Consider the following 20,703-nt stretch of genomic DNA (forward strand, 5'->3'; position numbering starts at 1 on the left):
ATTTCATTAACTAACAAATATTAAATATTAAACACAACTACAATCCTTAAAAATGGAATTACACTTAGGCACTAAAGTTAGCTTTTATTGGCTCAACTGCATATTACTTTTTTTCTGTTTATCTGGCAAAGCTCAGATAGTTATAGGTGCACCAAGTTTAGGATTTAGTCAGGCTTGTGCAAGTGATTCATTTAATTCTTATACCACAAGTTTTGTATTTTCTCCAGAATCTGGCTTACAAAGTAATAATCAATTTATTATAGAGTTATCTGATGCAGATGGTGATTTTACAAGTGCAGAAGTTATTTACACTTCAAACACTGGAGAATTCACAACCTCACCAGCATCGATAAATTTTTCGTTCCCAACAACAACGAGTGGTGAAAATTACAGAATACGCATAAAAGCTACTGCGCCTTCCGCTACAAGCTCTGGTTCCCAATCATTTGCCGCGTATTATAAATTACAAGATTCACCATTTACAATAAATAATTTAGTATCAACAGGCGCTTATTGTACAGGAAGTAGTTATTTACTGAGTATAGACAATCCAGGCTCAGCTACTAACGATTCTCCATTAAATTATCCGTCATTAACCTTTAATTGGTATCGCGAAACAAGCCCAACAACATCAATTTTTGTTGCGGAAGGCGAAACCTTAGAAGTTAATACTGAAGGCACTTATTTTGTTGAAACCAACTACGGAAGTTGTACTTCGGATTCTGCTTCAAACCGTGTCACTATTTCCGAGGCTTCAAATGGTCAAGCAAACGCTACGATTGTTTCCAGTTTAGGAAACCCGTATTGTCCAGCACAAGGCTTAACAACATTAACTACTATTGGTGGCAACAGCTATCAATGGTTTTTAGATGGCGAAGTTATTGATGGCGCCACAAACCAAATGTATTTAACAAACACATCTGGAAATTTTTCTGTCCAAGTAGACTTGGGAGATTGTATGGCTTCTGGTTCAATCGATTTGGTAAGCGAATTATTTAATAGCGATATCAATGTAGATGAAGTTAATTTTATTGAAGACGGACAAACACTTACTATAACAGTAACGAATGACGCTAATAATCCATCATATGAGTGGTTTTTAAACGGAAATTTAATCGCCAACGAAACCTCAGAATCTCTTGTAACCGATGAGTTTGGCGATTATAGCGTTATCATCACCGAAAGCACAGGATGTACTGGCGCTGTAGAATATCAATTCACAATTCAAGAAGCAATAGAACAATTTCCAAATGTTGAGGATATACCAAATATTGTTAGCCCAAATAATGATGGTATAAATGATAAGTGGATAATTCCACAAGCTTTTGTAAGTGGGACAAATACATCAATAAGAATATTTTCGAGTCAAGGGAAACTTGTCTTTCAAACTAATGATTATCAAAACGACTGGCCTCAAAATGATTTGGGGCTTAGTGCTATAAATCAAGTTTATTATTACATCATCGAAACACCAGAAGGAAACTCTAAAAAAGGGTCAATAACACTTATTAAATAGAATGAAAGCTATAATTCTAACCATAACATTTTGCATTACAACGCAACTTCTACTTTCTCAAGACGAAGATGGTGTTGTAGCGTTTGATTTACCGGTCAGAAACTCATTAATGTTTAATAAATACGCTATCAACCCAACCTTTAGTTTTGTTAGAGAGCAATACAATTACGCAAGTATTTATAATAAACGCGAGTGGACACAATTTGAAGATGCACCAATCACCTATTTGGCAAGTTATTCTGGTCGATTTGGCGAAAACATAGGTGCTGGCATTGGTGTTTTTCAGCAAAATTATGGTGTTCTAACAACATTTGGTGGCTTGCTTAACTTTGCTTACAATGCACGATTGGACCGAGACAGTAATCTAACCTTTGGGTTAAATCTTGGAGCTTATAGTAGCGGAATCAACACAAGTAATGTGACTTCAAATTTTCCTGACCCATCTTTACAAAACGTACCATCAAATTTATTAGTTACTGTTTCGCCAGGTATTAATTATGGCACAGCTTTTTTAGATTTTGGAGTTTCAATAAACAATTTGGTCTCTTACAATTTTGAGTCCTCCGAAATTCTTGAAAATAATCCTAAACAAGGCATTCAAGGCCACGTAATGTACACTGGTTATATGTCTAGTCGTGGTTTTTTTGATGATGCTCGCTTTTCAGGATTAGTAAGAAGCGAATTTAGAAGAGAAGAAACTATCATTTCAGCAAATGCTATGATTTACGTACCAAGAGGAATTTGGTTTCAAGGTGGATATAATACCTTATATGGAGCTTCGGCTGGCGTGGGAATCAATGTTACAAAAGAAATTGCAATCGAATATAATTTTGAAAAAGCATTGGGTGATATCATAGATTTTGGGCCATCGCACGAGGTCACGCTTGCCTATAGATTTAATAACAGACGTTATTTTGATTACAGTCGTCAAGACGAAGTTTCTGGTTTAATAAATACAGATAAAAAACCTAAACGCAGAATTGTAAAATCAACAGCTCCAAAACGAAAAGTCATTACACCAGCTGAACCTAAAAAAGATAATGCTAAGGCCTTGGCAAAAGCTGAAGAAGAACGTATCGCAAAAGAAAAAGCAGAAATACTAAAACAAGAAGAAAATAATCGACTTGCTGAGGAAAAAAGAAAATCTGAGGAATTAGCAATTACAGAACAAAAACGTCTTGAAGAAGCTAAACGTATAGCTAGAGCCAAGATTGAAGCTGATAAAAGAGCTAAAGCGGAAGAAGAAAAAAAGAAAAAAGAAGCAGACCGTTTAGAAAAAGAAAGATTAGCAGAGCAACAGAAAGTAAACGAAGCACTTAAAAGACAGCAAGAAGAAGCAGAAGCTTTACGCTTAGAACAAGAGCGTATTACAAAAGAGAAAGAAGCTGCAGATAGATTAGCTAAAGCTGAAGCTGAACGACTTGAGGCCAAAAAGTTAGTAGAAGAGCAAAAAGCCAAAGAAGAACTTGAAAGACAACAAGCAGAAGCTACTCGTTTGGAACAAGAACGCCTGGTAAGAGAAAATACTGAAAGTAATATTATCAATAATCCAAAAAGTAAAATTGGTAAGGAGTTAAAGTCTGTTGCAGATGCCATTGAAAATGATAATACGAAACAAACAGACTTATTAGATAGATATAATAAAGCGGTTGAAAACAAAAATGAAAATTTAAAAAACTTAAAAGAAGAAAATGATTTAAGTGACCAAGGTATTACAGTGCAACCAAAAGAGTTTAGAAGTGTTACTAAAGAAAATAATGAGCTTCGAGCCGTAAAATCTCAATTAGATAATATTATAGAAAAACAAAATGAAAGTATTTCTGAACTCGAGGAGCTTTATAAAAGTGCTACAGAGGCAGATACTATTGTAAACGAAACTGTACTCCTATTCTACAAAAAGAAATTATCATCATCAAAAGCTGAACAAGCAAAAACGCAGAAAATAAGAGCCGAACTTGAAAACCGACTAGAAAACATTCAAGAACGTATTGAGTTTGAGAAAAGACGTCGTATTAAGCGTGCCGAATACGATAATGAAGAAGAGCGCTATCAACAAGACCGAGCAAGATTAGCCAACCTTAAAAGTACTACAGAAGTTGCTTCTGCAAATTACACTGAAGATGATTTTGATTTCGGGATTACCCAATCCAATAATATAACCATTCTAAAAAATGTAAATAATATTAATAGTGGCTATTATTTGGTTTTAGCTGTTCATACAGATACAGATAAACGAGACGATTTTATTACTAAAGTTATTGCTTCAGGTGTGGCAGATATTGAGTTTTTCTTTGATGTAAATACAAGTCAGTATTATATCTATCAAAAGAAGTTTCAAAACATACAGCAAGCAAATTCTTTATTAAAACAAAGAGGAACAAAACCATACAATTCAAAAATGACGATAATTAAAATAGAAAACTAACCCCCAAAATATAACCCTCACGAATTTACTTTTTCTGCATTGCCCCAAACAATTAGCAAAGGAAAATTCAAAAAGCAAATTATTATGAAAAAACCTACTTTTTCAAAAATAGCAGCAGTACTTTTTTTAGTATTTGCAAATATCTCTGCGTATGCTCAGCTAGCAGTACCTTTTAATCCAAGACTAGAAAACGGAAGCATTCGTGTTAAAGGCGACATTGTTTTTATAGGAAACAGTATTGTAACAGGTGCAGGATTACCACAACCGTATAATGGAAACGGCATCAATAACAACAACGAAGGTGTTTATATCAATGTTGAAAACGATGGCGACCCTTCAATTTTCAGTTCGAGTAGCGCTAATTTAGTAACCGATAACTCTTGTAAAGAAATATTATTTGCAGGTTTATATTGGGCTTCCGTTTATCCACTAGAAGAAGCAAATAATCCAAGTGTGCAATTTGAAGGAACACCTCGTTTTGAAGATTGGAACGAAATTAAATTTAGAGTTCCTGGAGGAAATTATATTGATTTAGTTGCAGATAATGACCCAGATGCTGCTGGCGAAGAGGATGATATTATATTTGATGGTTATGAATATTATGGCGCTGGTGTTGAAAATTCATTTAAAGATTCCCCAATAATTTGTTATAAAAATGTTACAAACTTACTAAGAGATTTGCCAGAAGCTGATGGAGAATATGCCGTTGCAAATCTAAGAGCTACTCGTGGCCGACGTCGTGGTGGATGTTCTGCTGGTTGGACATTAGTTGTAATTTATGAAAGTCCTACTCTACCAAGTAAATACATAGCACTTTTTGATGGTTACGCTGGAGTTCAAGGAAATACAGAATTAGATATTCCTGTTTCAGGATTTCAAACGTTACCTGCACCACTACCGGTTAATGCAAATATTGGAGTTGGTGCTTTAGAAGGTGATATTGGTATTGGTGGAGATTCATTTCGTTTTAAAGCAGATTCTAACCCTGATTTTACAGTTATTTCTGATAATATCAATCAGGCAAATAATTTTTTTAATTCTTCAATTACAAGAAATGGTGTTCATAATTTAGACCGAAATCCGACGAGTACAAATACTTTGGGTATGGATATAAACAATGTAAATATCCCAAATCCAAATAATATTGTTATACCTAATGGTGAAACTGCAGGCGATTTAAAATTAACGACAAATGGCGATGGTTATGGTGCATTTGTCACATCCTTTGCTGTTGAAATTATTGAGCCAAATATTGTTTTAACCAAAGTGGTCGAAGATGAAAATGGGAACAATATTGGTGGTCAAGTTGTAAATCTTGGTCAAGAATTGGAGTATGTTATCGGGTTTCAGAATACTGGAAATGATGATGCTGTAAACTTTACTATTCGAGATGTTTTACCTGTAAATACAATTTTAGATTTTCCTGATGGTTTAACGCTTCCTGCTGGTGTAACGGTACAAAGTTATGACGTGGGTTCAAGAGAATTGGTCTTTGCTATCGACGAGAGCTTAGTTGAAGAATTTGACCCAGCTTATGAAATTCGTATTCAAGTTACCGTTGTAGAAAGCTGTCAGCAACTTATTGATGCATGTACAGATTTAATTCAAAATCAAGCATTTGCAACCTATTCAGGTGAGACCAATCCAACCTTCGAAATTACAGATGACCCGAGTTATAGCAGTAATACAGGATGTTTACTTTCGCCACAAACCACAAATTTCTTAGCAGATTTAGACGATTGTTTGTTTGAACAAGATGCCGTATTATGTACTTCAACATTACAATTGACCGCTGCAAATGGCTATTCGTCATATGCCTGGTCGCCAAATCCGTCTGGAACTCCAATTATAGGGACAACACAAACTATTACAGTTGATGCCACTGGCACGTATTATTCGTTTAATACTGCAGACGCACCTTGTCAATCAATTGTCCAGCAATACAATGTGGAATTGTTTGGTGGAACCACAACAAATCCTGTAATTCCGTATGCAGATGAAGTGGTTATTTGCCCGAATGACGGAAAAGAGTTACCAAATATTTATTTATGTGGTGCTGACGATTTTGTAAATATAGATACTGATGTTTCTGGAGCATCCTCGATTATTTGGGAACAACTAGATGAGAGTAGTTGTCCAGCCGTATCAAATACGGATTGTGCTAATGAAGATGATGCTTGTAACTGGAATCAAGTTTCAACAGGACAAGATTTTTTAGCAGATTCGGCCGGTCAATTCCGATTAACTATTAATTACGAAGGTGGCTGTTTTGTGCAGTTCTATTTTAATGTTTATCAAAATTTACTAGCACCAACAGTCACCACAGAAGATATTGTGTGTACAACACCAGGAAGCATAACGGTAAGTGATGTGCCTTCTGGATATGAATATAGCCTAGACGGAGTTAATTATCAAAGCAGCAATATTTTTACCGTAAACACAGCTGGTTTTTACACAGTTTATATTCGTCAGATAGGTGTGGATAGTAATCCTTGTGTGTTTACTGTACCTGATATACAAATAAGAGAACGTGATTTTTCAGTAGATACAACAGTAACGCAAGCCGCTTGTAACGGCGGTTTAGGAAATATTCAAATTTCAGTAAATGATGTTGAACCACAGTACACTTTTGAAATATTCAATGGCGGAACTTTGGTTAATTCTGTAGGTCCGACAATTGATAACACTTATACTTTTGAAAATCTAAATCCTGGAAATTATACGATTAATACTTCCACAGAAGATGGCTGTGTTTACTCAGAAAATATAACTATAACAGAACCGCCTTTATTAACAGTTACAGCTGCATTAACAATACCTTTAACTTGTAGTGATGGAGAAATCACCATTTATCCGCAAGGTGGAACAGCACCTTATTTTTATTTTATAAATAGCTCTACGGATTTTCAAACAGTTCCAGAGTATACAGTAACATCTGCTGGAGTTTACAATATTACGGTTGTAGATGCAAATAATTGTAGTGCAGAAACAACAATAAATGTTGAAGCTGCTGGTACTCCAAACTTTAATATAGCGACAACTAATATTATTTGTAGCGGTGATGATAATGGTTCAATTGCCATCAATGTTAATGATGCCGGAGGAAACACTGTTTTATATAGTAATGATGGAGGCACGACTTTCACCAATTCAAATGTTTTTTCTGGATTAACTCCTGGTGACTATGATGTTGTTGTGCAGTATTCATTTGGTGGAGCTGTTTGTGCATCAGATGTGCAAACGGTAACGATTACTGAAAATGACCCGATAAATGGTACAGCAGAACTTTTAGCTACATTTACTTGTACATCAACAGCTACTTTAGAAGTGACTAACGTTTTTGGTGGAACTGCACCATACATGTTCAGTATTGATGGATTTAATTTTCAAAATGGTACTAGCTTTAATAATTTATCACCAGGAAACTATACCGTAACAATTCGTGATGCAAATAACTGTACATTTATTACTAATGCAGTCGATATTGCACCTTTAAATCCACCGACAGATTTAGAGTTTAGCCACTCACCTATTAACTGTTCTTTTAATACTACGACTATTAATGTAACAAATACAGTTGGTGGAACAGGAAATTTAGAATATCAAATTATTGCGCCTGCAAGCGCAACAACACCATACCAAACCGCTACTGACTTCTCTGGTTTAGAACCAAGAACTTATGTTTTTCAGGTAAGAGATGAAAACGATTGTACGTATTCAGAATCATATACCGTTGACCCATTACCAACTACAACTATAAACGTGGTTTTAACAGAAAGCTTGGATTGTACAGCTTCTCCAGATGCTGTAATTAGCGGAACAATAAATGGAACTGCACCCTTTACTTATGGCGTGTCGTTTAACGGCGGTACGTTTACAGATTTAGGAAATACACCAAATACATTTACCTATTCAACAAGTAATTCTGGCAATTATCAATTTGAAATTACAGATGGAAATGGGTGTTCCATACAGTCATCAATAATTACAATTAACCCAATAACTCCACCGTCCATTTCATCTTTAGTGCAATCTCAAGATATCAATTGTCATGGAGAAAATACGGGAGCATTAGATATTACTATTGATAATACTGTTGGTACGCCGCCATTTGTTATGAATATTAGTTCAACATCCGGAATAGACTACGGAACACAAACTACTGGTTTACCGGCTGATGATTATGTAGTAACAATTACAGATGCTAACTCCTGTACTGACGCTCAAAATATTTCAATTTCACAGCCAGATGCAATAATCGTCAATCATTCAGCTGTTGATATTACATGTACATCGACTGGAGTTTCACAGGGTTCTGTAATTATTAATTCGGTTTCTGGTGGAACTGCACCATATAATTATTTTGTAACAGGGACAAATGGCTATTCTAATTCAGAATTAAATAACACTGGTTCAACATCTGTTAGCTTTAACGTAGTGGACTTTGGATTGTATGAAATTAATGTTATTGATGCTAATGGTTGTTCAGTGCTTGTGCAAGATGTACTAGTTGCTTCTCCGCCTTCAGATTTAGATATTAACATTACTTCTACAGTTGATTGTTCAACCGGCGGAACATCTCAAATTGCTGTAAGTTCTGCATTAAGTAGTTCTGGCCCATTCTTTTTCGCAATTTATGATAACCCAAATATTTCATATCCATCCGTCGGAACTTGGATTCCTGAAAGTCCTGCGAATTCTGGTGCAACTGAATTTACAGGATTAACACCTGGTGTTACTTACACTTTTATAGTACACGATACAGCAACAAATTGTAGTTATTATGAAGTGTCTACGTTACCTATTCCTACAAATTCAACCTTGATAGTTTCCGCTCCAGATGTTAATAATATTTCTTGTACAGGTAGCGCTGATGGTAATGTTTCATTTACGATTACAAGTACATATTCAACTGACATTGATGTTTCATATCAGGTTTTAGATTCACAATCTTTAAGTCCTCTAGGAACGGCTATTAATGCAACAGTTGGCGCAAATAGCACATTAGTTGTTTCAGATTTTGGACCTTTACCTTTCGGTAATTATTTTGTGAATATTTCTGAAACATCAGGACCAAATGCAGGATGTGGCGTTGTAACCACAGCTTTTAATATCACAGAATCTGAATTTCCTTTGGCTCTAGATGTTTCTGTTAACCAAAATGCTAATTGCAACCCGAATTCAGGAGTAATTTCTGCCGTTGCCTCAAACGGAACAGCACCATACTTATATCAAATTACGACAACGGCAACGTCGCCTTTAGCTTCGGATACTAATTGGGGTTCTGCAAATACATTCAACTTAGATGCAGATACATACTATGTTCATGTTTTAGACGCTTATGGTTGTGTGCTAACAAGTCCTGCAACTATTTTACCAATGGACGATGCTCCTGAAATTTCATCCACCATTAATGACGATTGTTTATCGGTTGATGGTACATTTCAAATAGATGTAGATTTAATAGTGACTGGAACTGCACCTTACAGTATTAGTATTGATGGTGGTGCTTTCCAAGTACAAAGTTTCCCTTTTAGTATTTCAAATTTAGCCACTGGTAATCATACGGTCGAAATTAATGACGTAAATGGTTGTGGCAACTTAGTCTCAGTTGATATTCTTCCAATATTAGATGTAACTGCAGTTGTTACGGCACAACCAACTTGTAATAATAATGATGGAGAAATTTCTTTAAATCCATCTGGTGGTTCAGGCGTGTTTACGTATTCAATTACTCCAATTAGTCCATCAATAACTATTACAGGAAATACTATATCTGGTGTGCCTTTTGGTAATTATGAAGTAGAAATTACTGATACAAATACCGGTTGTATAGATAATGTTTCCGTTTCATTAGTTGAACCAATTGCACCAAGCTTTATATTAACACCAAATACATTAACTTGCTTTGGTGACAATTCTGGAAGTTTTTATTTAGAAATCTTAAATTATTCTGGTACATATACTTACGAAGTCACCGACGAAACTAATACATCTATATTTGGTGCTGTATCTTCAAACACAACAACCAATCCGCTCACTATAAACGGATTAACATCTGGAACCTTTACTGTTACTGTAACCGAAACTGAAGTGCCATTTTGTGCATCAAACTTGGATGTTATTATCAATTCGCCATCAGAAGCGTTACAATTAGATGTTACCGAAACGTCTAATGTGACATGTAATAATAATCAAGGTACAATTACGGCAATTGCATCAGGTGGTTGGGGAAATTACGAATATGAATTAACTGGCGATGCAACAGTAGGATATTCTCCTAATGGAACATTTGCAGATTTATCTGCTGGTAATTATACTGTCAATGTTAGAGATGCCGAAGGCTGTATTGTTTCAGAAAATATTATACTTGAAGAGCCGAATCCTATCGTAGCTCTTTTTACACCAAGCGCCACAACTCTATCCTGTTTTGGTGATGCTGATGCAAGTATTACTATTACAAATGTTGTTGGTGGTCAAGGTTCAAATTATTCATTTACATTGAATACAATTGCGCCTGTTGTGACTTCATCCGGACCACAAACTTCTAACGTTTTTAATAATTTATCAGCCGGCACATATTCGGTAACAATTACTGATGGATTTGATTGTGAAATGACATCAGCACCAATTGAAATTGATAATCCTACACAAATAAATGCAAGTCTCGTTAAAACAGATAACCAAACTTGTTTAACTGAGGCGTCACTAACTTTATCTGCTACTGGCGGAACAGCGCCATACACTTATAGTTCTGATGCAAACTTTACTTCAGTTTTAGGTACTTTCAATAATTCAACAACGTTTGATGTCTCTGCAGGAACATATTCTTTTTATGTAAGAGATGATAACGGTTGTATTGCTTCGGTTTCAAATACCATAACTGTCGAGCCAATTCCAGAATTATCGATTACGCTACAATCCACAAACCCTACAATAAATTGTGCTGGAGATAATACAGGAAGTATTACAGCTGTTGCTTCTGGTGGATTACAAAACTATGTGTACACTCTACAAGATACCGCCGGAAATACTGTCGCAGCTACACAAAATACTCCTGGATATTTTACAGAATTAATTGCAGGAAATTATGTCGTAGTTGTGGAAAGTGGTGATTGTGAAGCCATATCAAACACAATCCCTATAACGGAACCAAGTACTATGCTAGAGGCTACTGTAAACGTCACGAATGTACAGTGTACAGGCACAGACAATGGTTCAATTACAATTGATGCCTCTGGCGGAACAGGAGTTATTAAGTATGCTATCTCGCCGCAACTCAATCAATTTTTTGATACCAATGTTTTTGAAAACTTAGCACCAGGCGATTATGATATAATTGTACAAGACGAATTAGGGTGTTATTTAACATTTACTGAAACTGTCACAGAACCTGTTCAGGTATTATTGGGGTTAGTGCCTAACTCAATTTTACCTGAGGTTTGTGATGGTGAAGCTAATGGCGAGTTTAGTATAGAAATTTCTGGCGGAACTACACCATATAGCGTTAGTCTTGGTAGTTACGAAGGGCCTTATATCACTGGCCAAGTTGGACAAACCGTATTCGATTTTACTGATTTATCTGGTGGCGACCAAAGCATTTTTGTCAGAGATTCCGAAGGATGCGAGTCTGAGTGGAATATTCCTTTTCCAACTTCAATTAGAATAAATCCTACCGTTGAAGTTAGCTACGATTGTGACCAGAATGCTCAAGTTAATACTGTTACGGTTATTGTTGATGAGTCCATTACCGATATGTCTACACTCGATTTCTCATTAAATGGTGGACCATATCAAGAAAGTAACATATTTACGAATATTGACCCAAGCGTAGAAAATTATATAGATGTAAGACACTCTGATGGTTGTATTCAGCGCACCGAATTATTTGACATGTCAGACTATGAACCTGTTACTTTAGATGTAACAGATGGCGAAGAAATTAATCAAATCATTGCTAATGCTTCAGGCGGAACAGGTGAATACACATATACGTTTAATGACGAAGACTATGGAGAGGAGAATACTTATACTATTTCAAGCTCCGGTATATTCACTATCACTGCGACTGACTCAAACGGTTGTTCTGCTGTTGTGCAAATTGTACGCGAATTTATTGAAATATGTATCCCGAATTACTTTACACCAAATGGTGATGGCGTAACAGATACTTGGACTCCAGGATGTGCAGAAAATTATCCAAATTTAGAATTCGACATATTTGATAGATACGGACGAAAAGTGGCCACATATAGGGCTGGCGAATATTGGGATGGACGATACAATGGTACCGAATTGCCTACAGGTGACTATTGGTATGTTGTAAGACCAAATGACGATACCGTTTCGCGCTCCTTTGTAGGACACTTTACTCTTTATAGATAATCCCCAAATCTACCTTAACAAAGCCTAATCATGAAAAAAAACCTACTCTACATAATCTTAAGCCTATCGTATTTTGCAAATGCACAAGAGTTAAATTTACCTGTATTTACACAGTATTTGGCAGATAATGAATTTGTCATTTCTCCTACTTTTGCAGGAATTGGAGATAATTTAAGAATTCGTGCCAACGGCTTAACGCAATGGGTTGGTATTAAAGGTGCGCCAGATAACCAAGCATTGTATGCCGACTTTAGAATTTCGGACCGTTCTGGGATTGGTATAAGTGCCTACAATGATAAAAACGGAAATACACGCCAAAAGGGAATTAAATTCTCGTTTGCACATCATTTAACTTTAGATTATAAAACTAAACAATACTTGTCATTAGGTCTTTCTTATAATATAAATAGTTTTAGAATTGATATCGAAAATTTTCAACCTACACCAGATATTCCGATAGTTGACCCAAGTATTATTGATGATAGAGCACAAAGTAATAATAACTTTGATGTTGGGTTTTTGTACCGTTATAACAATTTCTTCTTCAGTTTTAATGCCAATAATTTATTGGAAAAGGATGTGAATCCGTTTATTGGTCAAGAACCAAATAGTCTTTTAAACTTTCAGGCTTACACAGGATATATTATTGGTGGAAAGAAAAATAAATTAATTGAATATGAACCATCTGTATTTTATCAACGATTTAATAGTGATGGACGTTCAAGTACAGATATTAATTTTAAATACCGAAAGTTTAGCAGAAATGATGATTATTACTGGATTGGCGTATCGTACAGATTTTTAAATGACCAAATTTTGAAGCCTCTAAATATTGGTCCAATGGCCGGAATCATGGTAAACAAGTTTTACTTTGCCTATTCTTATCAGCTTACAATTAACGATTTGGCGGCTTATAATTCAGGAACGCATATGGTTACCATTGGTATTGATTTCTTACAGAATGCTAGTAATTGCGAGTGTACAACTGGAGCACGAAAATATTGGAAATACAGATAATTAATCTACAAAATACATATCTATTTTTCCCTTGCCTTTGGCTTCTAAAGCACCACGAGCTGTAAAATTAAATGCATCATATTGTACCAATTGCTTGTATGTTGCTTCACTGATATTTACACGACCAATTTCTCCAGAGCTCTCCATACGACTGGCTGTATTTACAGTGTCACCCCAAATATCATACTGAAACTTTTTGCTACCTACGACTCCAGCGACAACTGGTCCAGTATGCACACCAATTCTTATATCGAATTTTGCTAAATTATGATCAATATTTCTGCGAGTTTGTTTTACAAAATCGGCGATTTCTAATGCGGCTTGGCAAACTTTAACCACATGATTATCTTTTGGAAACGGTAAACCTCCTGCGCACATGTAAGCATCTCCGATGGTTTTAATTTTCTCTAATCCATATTTCTCGGTGATTTCATCAAACTTAGTGAAATAGTAATCGATACTTTTTACCAAATCTTCAGGAGATAATAATTCTGCTTGAGATGTAAATCCCTTAAAATCAGTAAAAAGTACGGTAACATTTTCAAATTGCTTTGCTTTAACAAAACCATTTTCTTTTAATTCTTGTGCAGTTTCTTCTGGTAAAATATTATTAAGTAATTCTTCAGAACGGTGTTTTTCAAATTCAATTACCCCTTTTTGTTTTTCTAAAACTTTACTTTGTTTAAGGAATTTAAATGCTAAAAAACCAATGATTATCAAAGCCAAACCAACCAAACCAATAATAATTTTTTGTTGGTTATTTACTTGTTGCGTAGCTTTTGCTATCTCTTTTTGCTTTTCAGCAATTTGCTCCGACTCGTATACTGCGTCTTTAGTACGCAATCTATTTAACCTTTGAAATTCTGCCACATTGGTGACGCTATCTCTATAGTCTATATGATTTTTGTAAAATTCTAATGCGCGTTTAGAATCTTTACGTTTATCATATAACTCGTACAATCTGTAATAACCATCGCCAATTTCATCTTTTAACCCGTGCTTTTTAGCTAAATCTAAACTTTGTCTGGCATAGTCTAAGGCTTTTTCTTTTTCACCAATATCTTCGTAAACGCCTGACATTGCAGTAAGATACTCGCAAACTGCAGAATATGCTCCGTAAGTTGTAAGCACTTCAATTGCATCATAAATATTCTTTTCTGCTTCTTCATTATTTCCTTTACCAGCGTAAATCAATCCAAAATTTCCTTTACAAAATACAATACCAATTTCTGATTCTAATTGCTCAAAAATTTTGTTTGCTTTATCAGTATAATAAAATGCGGAATCATAATTTTTAACTTTAAGAAATTCATCTCCAAAATTAAATTGAGCATCAGCTAAGCTCGATAAATCTTCTTCTGTATCCTGATACCTTTTTAAAATTTTTAATCCCTCGCGATAGTATTCAAATGAAGAATCTGTATCTTCTAAAGTAGAATATGCACCTGCAATTGCTATATCAATGCGTGCTTCTTCCTTTTCTAAGTCATCATTATCTTTTGCAATTTTAGAAGCTTCAAAATAGCTTTCTAATCCTTTAGTTATATCACCCTTTTCAATTAGGGCATTTCCTTTTTGTAGATATCCTCGATATTCAGCTTTGGTCGAATCTAAATCTTTAGCAACAATTATAAGTTGTAAACTGTAATTATAAAGCTTATCTAAATCGGTTTCTGTTCGGGTTAATTTTTCGAGCAAATCTAATTCGCCAACCTTATCATAGTCACCAGTTTTAAGCAATTTTTCAAGACTATCACTCTTTCTAATATTTTGTGAATACGAACCTATTGAACATACAAAAAAGCCCAATAAAAAAAGGGCTTTAATAGTTTTGGTTGATATGATTGATTTTAATCTTTTCAAAAACTAAAATTAATTTCCACTAAAGTTAAGTGATTTTATTCTGATTTTAGGATCAATAATATACGGTCCGTTAAGCACATCGTTTCTTAAAATCCAACATTCGATGTCATATTTAAAATTTAAATCCGAATTTTGATCTGCAAATGAAGGTGTTAATCCAATAAAATTAATTAGAGGCGCACCGTCTGAAGGTCTAAAATCAACTACAATATTTTGCTGCCCAACAACATCATCAATATTTTCAGTTGTAATAACAACACTATCATAAATATCTATTTGCTGTTGTGGCGTAAGTCTATCACCATTGTCTAAAATAATATCAAAATCAAAACTGTAAAGCAATACATCATCTTGAGCTATTCCTGTAGGCTGACCAAGTATTACGACATCTTGCAATCTTACTACAGATTCAAATTCTGCTGCAGATTGTCCTGCAGGTTGTCCTAAATTAATGAGGTTTGATATGTCAGAACCTGCCGGAAGATTTAACACTGCGTCTACGTCTAATGTTACATCTGGTTCAAAATTTACAGTGGAACTAGTAGGAAACAATGCACTGTCAATTTCGTCTTGACTTGGGCCATCATCACTATCGCAAGTATTAAAAAGCAGTAAACCAAACGCTAAAAAGCATAAAAAATTAGTTTTTTTCATCGAAAAAAAATTATGGATTAAAATTTAGGGGGAATTCAAAAATAAGAATTAATATATAGATTAAAAACAAATTAGCAGGTAGCTTATTAGATATAAAAAAATAACATTTTTTAAACTCTATTTATTTCAATATAATAAGAATGCTCTTTTGTAAATTTCTTTGTTTATAAACAAATGTTTAAAACAATATGAATATTATTTTTTCGTTTAAGTTTGTAAAAAATTTTATTTATCCCGAATGAAATTCGTACTAGCTTCTCTTTTCTCATTTTCGTTATGTATAGCATTAGCGCAAGAAACGAAAACAGATTCTATAAAAATTCAACTTAATTCAGTAGCTCAAAAAGGATTAGTAAATCAAGAAATTGCTATTCCTATAATTAGTACAGAAAACGAAACTTCCGAGATTGTAAGTATCAATTCAGAGTTTTGGGATAATGTAAATGTAAATCCCTATCGAAATGAGATTATACAATATCCGCTTTATCTAAATTTTACAGATAGTACGTTTGCTGCACCTGTTCTTAATAAAAATGTGGTAACATCTCGTTATGGTTGGCGTCGTGGTCGTCCTCATAACGGTATCGATTTAGATTTAGTTACTGGCGATAGTGTTGCTGTTATTTTAGACGGCATTGTAAGACTTTCTAGATATAGTCGCACATTAGGGAATGTTGTTATTGTAAGGCATTACAATGGCTTAGAAACCACTTATGCCCATTTATCGGAGAGACATGTAAAAGTAAATGACGCTGTATTAAAAGGGCAAGTTATTGGTAAGGGTGGAAATACTGGTCGCTCAACTGGTAGTCACTTGCACTTTGTGGCTAGTTACAAAGGGCAATACATTCACCCAGAATATATTTTCGATTTTTCCGAAGAACACAAAATCAGAGCTCAGGATATTTGGATTACTAAAGAGTGGACACGTGCCTCATTTCATAATTCGCGTAAACGAAGCAAACTTAAACTTTTTACCACTGAAGAAGCAGCACTAGCGAGTTTAGTTAAAACCCGAAAGGTGTATATAGTAAAATCTGGCGATACACTATCACGGATTTCAAACCAAAATAATGTGTCTATTCGTTCTATATGTAAAGTAAATTCTATTCGAAAAACTTCTACATTAAAAATTGGTCAAAAGCTTATTTTAGAGATGTAGTGTTTCTTTAACTCTCTTGGATTTTGATTTGTTGTTAGTTACAATTAACTTCACGCAGCAAATAAAATCTTTATGAAAAATTACGCTTTACTCCTATTTGCTTTCTTTATTTTTTCTTGTAATTCTGAAGTAAAAACAGATTCAGACCAAGACCGCTGGAAAGCTCAAGCCAATAATATTGAAATCATCCGCGATAATTTTGGCGTTCCGCATATTTATGGAAAAACCGATGCCGACGCTGTTTTTGGATTACTATATGCGCAATGCGAAGACGATTTTAATCGTGTAGAACAAAATTACATTTGGGCGACTGGACGTTTAGCTGAAGTTGAAGGCGAATCTGCCATTTATAGCGATTTACGAGCAAAATTATTTATGACAGAAGATGAAGCAAAGGCTAATTATGAGAAAAGTCCAGATTGGTTAAAAAAGCTTTGCAATGCTTTTGCTGATGGTATAAATTACTACTTATACACACATCCAGAAGTAAAACCGAGACTTATCACAAAGTTTGAACCTTGGATGCCAATGTACTTTTCTGAAGGTTCTATAGGAGGTGATATTGAGCGTGTTTCAACTCGAAAAATAAAAGCATTTTACGAAGGTTTGGCTATCAACTCAACTGAAGTTGAAAAAGAACAAGAAGAAAAAGCTGAAGCCGAACCAGCTGGTTCTAACGGAATTGCTATTCATGGTAAATTAACAAAGTCTGGAAATCCCATTTTACTCATAAATCCGCATACCTCATTCTTTTTTCGTGGCGAAGTTCATGTGGTTAGTGAAGAAGGTTTAAATGCCTACGGCGCTGTAACTTGGGGACAATTCTTCGTCTATCAAGGATTTAATGAAAAAACAGGTTGGATGCATACATCTACATACACAGATGTTATTGACGAATTTGAAGAAGATTTAATCACAATTGATGAAAAATTGATGTATCGATATGGCGAAGAGTTACGAGAAGTAAATTCTTTTAAAACCACGCTTAAATATAAAGATGGAGATGAAATAAAATCAAAAATATTTCCTTTTTACAGAACGCATCACGGACCAATAACTTCTACCAATGGCGACAAATGGATTGCTACAGCTATGATGTGGGAACCAGTAAAAGCTTTAGAGCAATCATACATTCGCACAAAACAGCATGGTTATAAAGGATTTAGAAAAATGATGGATATTAAAACCAATTCATCTAATAATACGGTTTACGCTGATGCAGAAGGCAATATCGCCTATTTTCATGGTAATTTTATACCTAAAAGAGATACAAAATTTAACTACAAACAACCCGTAGATGGCAGCAACCCTAAAACGGATTGGCAAGGTTTACATGAGGTCGATGAGCATATCACGTTACTAAATCCCGAAAATGGATGGATTCAAAATTGTAATTCTACGCCTTTTACTGCGGCTGCAGAATTTAGTCCAAAAGTTGAAGATTACCCAAGTTACATGTCGTTAAATCGTGAAAATTTTAGAGGGATTCATGCAATTGAATTGTTATCAAACAATAAAAACTATACGCTAGATTCTGTAATTGAATTAGCTCACGACTCATATTTACCTGCTTTTGAAGCCATTGTACCTGGTCTTATCAAGGCTTATGAGAGTTACGATGACAAAAATCCAAAACTTCGTGAAGCTATTGAAGTTTTAAAAAAATGGGATTATAAAACTTCTAAAGAATCTGTTGCCATGACTCTAGCACATTATTATGGAACTAATGTTCTACGTAACGGAAAACGACCAGAGCCAATGAATTCTATGGAATTTTTGTATTATTTCGGTAGTAAATCTCCAAAAGCAGAACGTTTAGAGCTTTTTGAAAATACCATAGACTATTTAACTGAAACTTTTGGAACATGGAATCTACCTTGGGGAGAAATCAACCGTTATCAGCGTTTAAATAGCGACATCAAACAAAAATTTGACGATGATAAACCAAGTATTCCTGTTGGGTTTGCCTCTGGTCGATGGGGCGCTTTAGCTGCTTATGGTGTTAGTTATACAAATCCTGATGCTAAAAAGATTTATGGAACTCGCGGTAATAGCTTTGTGGCTGTTGTTGAATTTGGAGATAAAGTAAAAGCAAAATCAATGCTGGCTGGCGGACAAAGTAGCGATATAAATTCACCTCATTTTAATGACCAAGCGCAGCGCTATGCTGATATGGAATTTAAAGACGTGTCATATTACAAAGAAGATGTTCTAAAAGTGGCCGAGGAAACCTACAAGCCTGGACAACGCGACTAATTATTTTTGGTCATGCAATGGTGCTAAAAAACCATCGTAGGTTATTGATTGTCTTTTTGTACTATTGACGCTGACAGTCGTTTTTCCGCTAGCTGAAATATTTAATATAAATTTTAAAAAATCGCCATAATTTTTGGCATTAAATTTTACGATAGCGCGTTTCTTTTTTTTGTTATAATCTACAGTATAATCTTGGATTTCGCCTTTAAATTGTATACCTCTTGAAGACGAAGTAATATCGGGTACAAATACACGTCCAAAAAAAGGCAAAAACAAATCTGCAGAAGCGCCATTCAATTTTAAAAAATTACTGTTGTTTGAAATATCCACGCGTCCACCTTGAAAAACAGCGCCACCACCGGGAATATTAAGACCAATATTGGACACGTCATTACCTAATGGAATTGCCCAATTTGCTTCAAACATAAATTGTTTGGAATCAATTAAGCCTTTTAATTCTTGATATTTAGTTTCAAGCTGTGCTTTTTTTTCGGCTTTGCGCTCTTTTCGAGATTGTGCATTTAAACTAAAACCTAAAGCTGAAATTACTATTAATACAATTATCTTTTTCATAGTCATTATTTTTAAAAAATACTCAAATATTATTCCAAAACTTTAAAAAACAGATATTTATATTATATTTTTTTTATATTAAATCACAATTTATCTATGGATTCAATATATTTTTCTGCATCAATTTTATAACTTTCAAAATATGGGATTAGGGCGTCAGAAATAACTGCATTAGCCAATGTTATTCGGTTAAGATATTCTTGGGATTTAAAATAATTTGCACAGTCTTCATTACATCTACCATCATTAAAATATGCTTTAAACCAAGTCTTGTTGTCTCGAAGATATTTGTTAAACTCAATGATTTCGTCTTTCATAAATTGATTATTCATGTCAATATGGTCAATATAATTATCGTAAAATAAATTAATACTATCAACTAAAGGTCTCTTATCAATAGGAACTCTATTGTAAGTTTTTAATAAATTTCTACCTTTAGTATTAATTGACATTGTACTATATTCTGATAAAATATATCTGCATGCATAACATTTATATAAATATTCACTGTTATTGATTGAATCGTCAAGCATTTTTGACATTAACTTCTCATTATACTTAAAGTCATATAGCACCTCTTTTAAAAGTTTAATATCATTTAGCATGTCTTTTTTTACAAGACTTAATATTCTGTTAAGCTCTTCTCTGTCGGACTTTTCTTTTTGGTAATCATTTATGCTTACCGCAATCAAAATTCCAATTACAACCAAAATAATTTCGCCAACTGCATAAGCTAAATATTTTCCTATACGTTTTTTGCTCATCGCTTTGTTTCGTAATTTGTTAAAAAACTTCATTTCGTAAAATTCAATATTTAAATTAAAAGTAAGATATAAATAGTTAACTGTAAGT

Annotated in this window: 10 protein-coding genes; 6 read left to right on the forward strand and 4 right to left on the reverse strand. The window is 34.4% G+C overall.

The features are described 5' to 3' along the window. Positions 1 to 52 precede the first annotated feature (52 nt). From ACFQ1Q_RS01130 to ACFQ1Q_RS01145, 4 genes are all read left to right on the forward strand, one after another. Complete coding sequence (locus ACFQ1Q_RS01130; RefSeq protein WP_386127106.1) at positions 53 to 1,516, forward strand: T9SS type B sorting domain-containing protein; 1,464 nt, start codon at positions 53 to 55, stop codon at positions 1,514 to 1,516. Between the two features lies 1 nt (position 1,517). Next, positions 1,518 to 3,941, forward strand: a complete 2,424-nt coding sequence (locus ACFQ1Q_RS01135; RefSeq protein ID WP_386127108.1) for a PorP/SprF family type IX secretion system membrane protein — start codon at positions 1,518 to 1,520, stop codon at positions 3,939 to 3,941. A gap of 84 nt (positions 3,942 to 4,025) precedes the next feature. Next, positions 4,026 to 12,326 carry a T9SS type B sorting domain-containing protein gene (locus tag ACFQ1Q_RS01140; RefSeq protein WP_386127110.1) on the forward strand — a complete coding sequence of 2,767 codons (8,301 nt, stop codon included), beginning with the start codon at positions 4,026 to 4,028 and terminating at the stop codon, positions 12,324 to 12,326. Positions 12,327 to 12,356: 30 nt separating this feature from the next. Beyond that, positions 12,357 to 13,343: a PorP/SprF family type IX secretion system membrane protein gene (locus ACFQ1Q_RS01145; RefSeq protein ID WP_386127112.1), complete on the forward strand. Its 987-nt coding sequence runs from the start codon at positions 12,357 to 12,359 to the stop codon at positions 13,341 to 13,343. On the opposite strand, the gene ACFQ1Q_RS01150 is transcribed toward ACFQ1Q_RS01145, so the two are convergent. Then, positions 13,344 to 15,206 carry an adenylate/guanylate cyclase domain-containing protein gene (locus ACFQ1Q_RS01150; RefSeq protein ID WP_386127114.1) on the reverse strand — a complete coding sequence of 621 codons (1,863 nt, stop codon included), beginning with the start codon at positions 15,204 to 15,206 and terminating at the stop codon, positions 13,344 to 13,346. It abuts the gene before it with no gap. Positions 15,207 to 15,215: 9 nt separating this feature from the next. Then, positions 15,216 to 15,860, reverse strand: a complete 645-nt coding sequence (locus tag ACFQ1Q_RS01155; RefSeq protein ID WP_386127116.1) for a hypothetical protein — start codon at positions 15,858 to 15,860, stop codon at positions 15,216 to 15,218. 238 nt (positions 15,861 to 16,098) lie between these two features. On the opposite strand from ACFQ1Q_RS01155, the gene ACFQ1Q_RS01160 reads away from it, so the two are divergent. Together ACFQ1Q_RS01160 and ACFQ1Q_RS01165 are read left to right on the forward strand one after the other, a co-directional pair. Further along, positions 16,099 to 17,022 (forward strand): peptidoglycan DD-metalloendopeptidase family protein, encoded by a 924-nt coding sequence (locus ACFQ1Q_RS01160; protein WP_386127118.1) that lies wholly within the window; start codon positions 16,099 to 16,101, stop codon positions 17,020 to 17,022. Positions 17,023 to 17,094: 72 nt separating this feature from the next. Then, a complete protein-coding gene (locus ACFQ1Q_RS01165; protein WP_386127120.1) occupies positions 17,095 to 19,278 on the forward strand; it encodes an acylase in 2,184 nt (727 codons plus the stop codon). On the opposite strand, the gene ACFQ1Q_RS01170 is transcribed toward ACFQ1Q_RS01165, so the two are convergent. Beyond that, the gene (locus ACFQ1Q_RS01170; protein WP_386127122.1) at positions 19,279 to 19,851 is read right to left on the reverse strand and encodes a DUF4251 domain-containing protein; all 573 of its coding nucleotides are present in this window, start codon (positions 19,849 to 19,851) and stop codon (positions 19,279 to 19,281) included. A gap of 83 nt (positions 19,852 to 19,934) precedes the next feature. Further along, positions 19,935 to 20,648 (reverse strand): DUF6090 family protein, encoded by a 714-nt coding sequence (locus tag ACFQ1Q_RS01175; RefSeq protein ID WP_386127123.1) that lies wholly within the window; start codon positions 20,646 to 20,648, stop codon positions 19,935 to 19,937. Positions 20,649 to 20,703 lie beyond the last annotated feature (55 nt).

The sequence above is a fragment of the Winogradskyella litorisediminis genome (assembly GCF_042675765.1).
Taxonomy (GTDB): Bacteria; Bacteroidota; Bacteroidia; order Flavobacteriales; family Flavobacteriaceae; genus Winogradskyella; species Winogradskyella litorisediminis.